General features: G+C 73.2%; 3 protein-coding genes. All 3 read left to right on the forward strand.

What is annotated here, in order from left to right:
* Nucleotides 1-339, forward strand: a 339-nt coding sequence (locus KS423_RS43200) for a (2Fe-2S)-binding protein (protein ID WP_224285164.1), incomplete at its 5' end; no start/stop codon positions are given.
* A gap of 131 nt (nt 340-470) precedes the next feature.
* Complete coding sequence (locus tag KS423_RS43205; protein ID WP_263455830.1) at nt 471-1,334, forward strand: dihydrodipicolinate synthase family protein; 864 nt, start codon at nt 471-473, stop codon at nt 1,332-1,334.
* 91 nt (nt 1,335-1,425) lie between these two features.
* A complete protein-coding gene (locus KS423_RS43210; protein ID WP_224285166.1) occupies nt 1,426-2,430 on the forward strand; it encodes a proline racemase family protein in 1,005 nt (334 codons plus the stop codon).
* Nucleotides 2,431-2,606 lie beyond the last annotated feature (176 nt).

The raw sequence follows: 2,606 nt of genomic DNA on the forward strand, positions 1-2,606 counted from the left end.
CGCCGCCGCGCGCGGCTGCGGGCCTTCGCCGACCTGATGGCCGCCGCCCACCGGCCCGGCCCCGGCTGGACCGGCTGGCTGCGCCCGGACACCGACGTCTGCCGGTGCGAGGAGGTGCCGGTCGCGGCGATCCGGGAGGCCGTCGACGAGCTGGGCGCGGGCGATCCGCGCACCGTGAAGCTGCTCACCCGGGCCGGCATGGGCTGGTGCCAGGGCCGGATGTGCGGTCCGGCCGTGGCCTGTCTGGCCGGTTCGGGCGAGCCCGGGCCGGACCGGCGGCCGCTGGGCTGCCCGGTGCCGCTCTCCCAGCTGGCGGCGGGGCCGACCTCGGAGGCGTAACGGGCCCGTCGTCGAACGGCGGGCCGGGGACCTTGTCTCCGACCCGCCCCCTCTAATAAAATGTCACACCTCATCAAGGAGCTCACGTGTCCATCACCCAGCACGACACCACCCGCCCCTGGCGCGGCATCATGGTCGCCACCACGCTTCCGCTGCGTCCGGACCACTCCGTCGACTACGACGCCTACGCCGAGCACGTCCGCTGGCTGATCGACTCCGGCTGCGAGGGCGTCGTCCCCAACGGCTCGCTGGGCGAGTACCAGACGCTCACCGCCGAGGAGCGCGCCAAGGTCGTCGAGGTCGCCATCGAGGCGGCCGGCGACGGCTCCCGGGTCATGCCCGGCGTGGCCGCCTACGGCAGCGCCGAGTCCCGCCGCTGGGCCGAGCAGGCCGCCGAGGCCGGCGCCGGCTCCGTCCTGCTGCTGCCGCCGAACGCCTACCGGGCCGACCACGCCTCGGTGCGCGCCCACTACGCCGAGGTCGCCAAGGCGGGCGTGCCGATCGTGGCGTACAACAACCCGATCGACACCAAGGTCGACCTCGTCCCCGCGCTGCTCGCCCAACTGCACGCCGAGGGCTCGATCGTCGCGGTCAAGGAGTTCAGCGGCGACGTCCGCCGGGCGTACGAGATCGCGGAGCTGGCCCCCGGGCTGGACCTGCTGATCGGCGCCGACGACGTGCTGCTGGAGCTGGCGCTCGCGGGCGCGGTGGGCTGGATCGCCGGCTACCCGAACGCCCTGCCGGCCGCCTCGGTGGCGCTCTACGACGCCGCCGTCTCCAAGGACCTGGAGAACGCGCTGCCGCTCTACAAGTCGCTGCACTCGCTGCTGCGCTGGGACTCCAAGACCGAGTTCGTCCAGGCCATCAAGCTCTCCATGGACATCGCCGGCCGCCCCGGCGGCCCGGTGCGGGCCCCGCGCCTGCCGCTCACCCCGGAGATCGAGGCGGCCGTGCGTGCGGCCACCGAGAAGGCGCTGGCCGAAGGCCTCGTCTGATCCCCGTCCGATTTCGGGTCTCCCGGCCGGCTGCGGCGGCAGCCGGCCCGGCCCACACCAACCATCCGAACCTGTACGGGAGTTGTGACCCATGCGCAGCCGCCACGTGTTTCACGCCGTCGACTCGCACACCGAGGGCATGCCGACCCGGGTGATCACCGGCGGCTTCGGCGTCATCCCCGGCGCCACCATGGCCGAGCGCCGGGTGCACTTCCAGCAGCACCTGGACCAGTTCCGCACCCTGCTGATGTACGAGCCGCGCGGCCACGCGGCGATGAGCGGTGCCATCCTCCAGCCGCCGACCCGGCCGGACGCCGACTTCGGCGTGCTCTACATCGAGGTCTCCGGACTGCTGCCGATGTGCGGGCACGGAACCATCGGGGTCGCCACCGTGCTGGTCGAGACCGGGATGGTGCCGGTGGTCGAGCCCGTCACCACCGTACGGCTGGACACCCCGGCCGGACTGGTGGTCGTCGAGGTGCAGGTCGAGGACGGCGCCGCCAAGGCGGTGACCATCCGCAACGTGCCCTCCTACTCGGTCGCCCTGGACCGCAAGATCGAGGTGCCCGGCTACGGCACGGTCAACTACGACCTGGCGTACGGCGGCAACTTCTACGCCATCCTGCCGCTCGCCGAGTTCGGGCTGCCCTTCGAGCGCGAGCGCAAGCAGGAGATCCTGGACGCCGGCCTGGCCATGATGGACGCGATCAACGCGAGCCCGGACCGGCCGGTGCACCCGGAGAACCCGTCCATCCACAGCTGCCACCACGTCCAGCTGCTCGCCCCCGGCTCCACCGCCGAGCACTCCCGGCACGCGATGGCCATCCACCCCGGCTGGTTCGACCGCTCGCCCTGCGGCACCGGCACCTCGGCGCGGATGGCCCAGCTGCACGCGCGCGGCGAGCTGCCGCTCGGGCGGGACTTCCGCAACGACTCCTTCATCGGGACCACCTTCACCGGGCGCCTGGTCGAGGAGACCGAGGTGGCCGGGCGGCCCGCCGTGGTGCCCACCGTCACCGGGCGGGCCTGGATCACCGGTACCGCCCAGTACTTCCTCGACCCGAGCGACCCGTTCCCGGCGGGCTTCCTGCTCTGACCTTCCGTACCTCCTTCGTTCTCGTACCTCCCTCGAAGGGCTGCTGGCTGTGACCATCACCTCGTACAACCCCGCCGACCCGGACGACCTCGTGGTCGCCGTCGAGGAGCCCGGCGCCGAGACCGTGCGGGCCGCCGTCGGGCGGGCCCGGGCGGCGCAGCGCGACTGGCTCGCCG

The organism is Streptomyces sp. LS1784, from assembly GCF_020103755.1.
GTDB lineage: Bacteria > Actinomycetota > Actinomycetes > Streptomycetales > Streptomycetaceae > Kitasatospora.